The sequence below is a fragment of the Algoriphagus sp. genome (assembly GCF_046296635.1).
Lineage (GTDB): Bacteria > Bacteroidota > Bacteroidia > Cytophagales > Cyclobacteriaceae > Algoriphagus.
Genome location: NZ_JBKBKZ010000053.1, coordinates 1 through 2741, shown reverse-complemented (window position 1 = coordinate 2741; position 2741 = coordinate 1). Strand labels below are relative to the sequence as shown.

The 2741-nt window shown below is 46.3% G+C and carries 2 protein-coding genes; both read right to left on the bottom strand.

Going from position 1 to position 2741, the window contains the following annotated elements:
• Positions 1-119: 119 nt before the first annotated feature.
• Positions 120-698 carry an O-methyltransferase gene (locus ACK4HU_RS21905; protein WP_409810336.1) on the bottom strand — a complete coding sequence of 193 codons (579 nt, stop codon included), beginning with the start codon at positions 696-698 and terminating at the stop codon, positions 120-122.
• A 514-nt stretch (positions 699-1212) separates the two neighbouring features.
• On the bottom strand, positions 1213-2394 hold the full coding sequence (gene uxuA / locus ACK4HU_RS21900; protein WP_409810333.1) for a mannonate dehydratase: 1182 nt from the start codon (positions 2392-2394) through the stop codon (positions 1213-1215).
• Positions 2395-2741: the final 347 nt, after the last annotated feature.

The following is a 2741-nucleotide window of genomic DNA, read 5'->3' as shown; positions in this document are numbered from 1 at the left end:
TATGCGGGAAAACCGCACGTACGGATTGAAGAGGGGGTACGTCAGGGATTCTCTTCCCTGACGACTCTACTCTACTGCCATCCGTGAGCTTTATTTAAATTGAAATTATTGACTACAAATCAATACCTCCTCGTAGCCACGATTATCCCCGTGGACCAATTGAGCTTAGTAATAGTTAAGAAAGGAAAAGCTTCCAGACTTTCTATAAACTTTTCCGCTTTTTCGGCATGTCCTTCTGGCCAATTCGGTTGGGGCAACATATCATCCACGATGTACAATCCACCGATTGAAAGCATTTCCAGCACTTCATCGAGCATTAAGTATTTGCCATGCCAAGTATCGGCGAAGATAAAATCAAAGCGAGCCTCACGGTTACCTTCTACCCATTTTTCCCCATCGATCAATTCTAGTTTCAGGCGTGGATCAGTGCCTAAAAATTGCTGGGCAATGGACAAAACCGAATCATCAAAGTCAATCGAGGTAAGGTTTGAAGTTTGGTCCATGCCATCCAGAATCCAAGCAGTAGAAAGGCCAGTGCCTGTTCCCAATTCCAAGAAATTTCCACCAGGCTTTGTGCCTGCCATTGTCCGTAGGAAAGAACAAGCCGAAAGATCAGATGCCATTGTAAATCCATTTTCCAAGGTGGCCTTTTGGATGTCGAGATAGGTTTGTGGAAAAGGTTTGTAGGTTTCGTTCATGAGTTGGATCGCTCCTTCAGAGCTCTGGTTTTCACTGGTATTCAATTACCCCAAATTTCATTTGGGGCTGTTACAGATCGCCCCTTCAGGGCTGCATCCTCCAAGCCTCCCACATCACAAAACTGCCTACTGCAACTGCCTACTCACCCTTCACCATTCACAACTTCCAAACTGGATTGCCCCTTCAGGGCTGGATTTCACAATAAAAAAGAAAGTAGCTAGACACAAGACACAAGACACAAGAATACTGACTTCTAGCTGCTGCGACTAACTACTCACTCTTCACCACTTACAACTTCCATACCCCCATACCTCCCAACTTCCCAACCTCCTAACTTCCAAACTTCTCTCAAAACTGCCTACTGCAACTGCCTACTGCAACTGCCTACTCACCACTCACAACCTCCAAACTTCCCAGCTTCCTATCCTCCAAACTTCTCTCAAACCTGCATACTGAGACTGCCTACTCACTACTCACGCATCACCACTCACAACCTCCAAACTTCCCAACCTCCTAACTTCCCGACTTCTTCACCCAAAGCAAAGCTTCCTCCACTCCACGAATTTCAGCGAGTCCTTTGAGTCGACCAATGGCTGAATAACCCGGATTGGTCTTTTTATGCAAATCATCTAGCATCTGATGGCCGTGGTCTGGTCGCATCGGAAGGCTTTTGCCACGCTTCTCCTGCACTTTCAGAATCTCATCGATTACTTCCACCATGGGCACATTTCCTTCGAGGTGATTGTCTTCGTAGAAGTTTCCCGCTGCATCTCTTTTGGTGCTTCGCAAATGGATGAAGTGGATTCGATCACCAAACTCACGGACCATAGCGGGAAGGTCATTATCCGCTCTGACACCGTATGAACCGGTACAAAACGTCAGTCCATTGTGATGACTTGGTGTTTCGGAAAGAATCCTTCGAGCGTCCGAAGCCGTGCTGACCACTCTTGGAAGTCCGTAAAGCGAAAACGGAGGATCATCCGGGTGGATGCAAAGATAAACCCCAACTTCTTCGGCTACCGGAGTGACCGAGTCCAAGAAAAGGCGAAGATGTTCTCCCAGTTTTTTGGCATCGATTCCTTCATAGGTTTTCAGCATGGCGCGGAATTCATCCAGCGTGTAGCCGATCTCCGAACCAGGCAATCCCTTGAGAATATTTTCTTTGATCAGTTGTTTTTGGTCATGAGATAAGCCGTCGTAGTAGGATTTAACTTCGGACATTTCTTCTTCAGAATATTCTGTTGCTGCCTCTGGTCTATTGAGAATAAATAAGTCAAAGGCCTGAACAGCCTTCTTTTCATAAAAAAGTGCCTTTGCTCCATTCGGTAACTCAAATTCCAGGTTGGTACGCGTCCAGTCCAGGATCGGCATGAAGTTATAGCAAACTGTGAAAACTCCCTCAGCAGCAAGGTTTCGAAGGGTTTCTTTATAGTTTTCGATGATTTGCTCGAAGTCACCCGTTCTGGTTTTGATCACCTCATGGACTGGAACAGATTCGACCACGGACCAAGTCAGTCCGGCCTCTTCGATCATGTTTTTACGAATCTTGATTTCTTCACGGCTCCAAACTTCACCGTTTGGAATGTGATGCAGCGCATTGACTATGCCTGTGGCACCTGATTGAAGAATATCTCTTAGGCTTACCGGGTCTTTTGGGCCATACCAGCGCATGGTTTGTTCCATTTTATAGCTCATGGAAGGGGGGGATTTGGGTTTTTAGTATTTGGATATATAAAATTCTGCCATTAGACGAAGTAACTCTTGCATACGGGTTGGAAGACTGGAGACCAAAGAAACCCAAAATCAAGGGTTTCTAAGGATTCTCAATATGTTATATTTATTAATGTGATTATCCTCAATCCTGCCAGTAGCCAAATTTTATAAAGTTGCACCTCGACTTCCCGCCACGGCGGGCAAGCTGATCGGTGTCCGTGGGCTTTGTTTTTAGGGGAGGGGGGGTATTTTGGGCGCCGCCCCCGATTACAACCCCCCCAATAATAAAAGGAAAAAAGGTGGGCGCGCGGAGCCGCGGGCCATTTTTT

What these genes read in the sequence shown, in the direction of transcription:
- uxuA (WP_409810333.1), bottom strand. Translation starts at nt 2,394, where the DNA reads ATGAGCTATAAAATGGAACAAACCATGCGCTGGTATGGCCCAAAAGAC.
- ACK4HU_RS21905 (WP_409810336.1), bottom strand. Translation starts at nt 698, where the DNA reads ATGAACGAAACCTACAAACCTTTTCCACAAACCTATCTCGACATCCAA.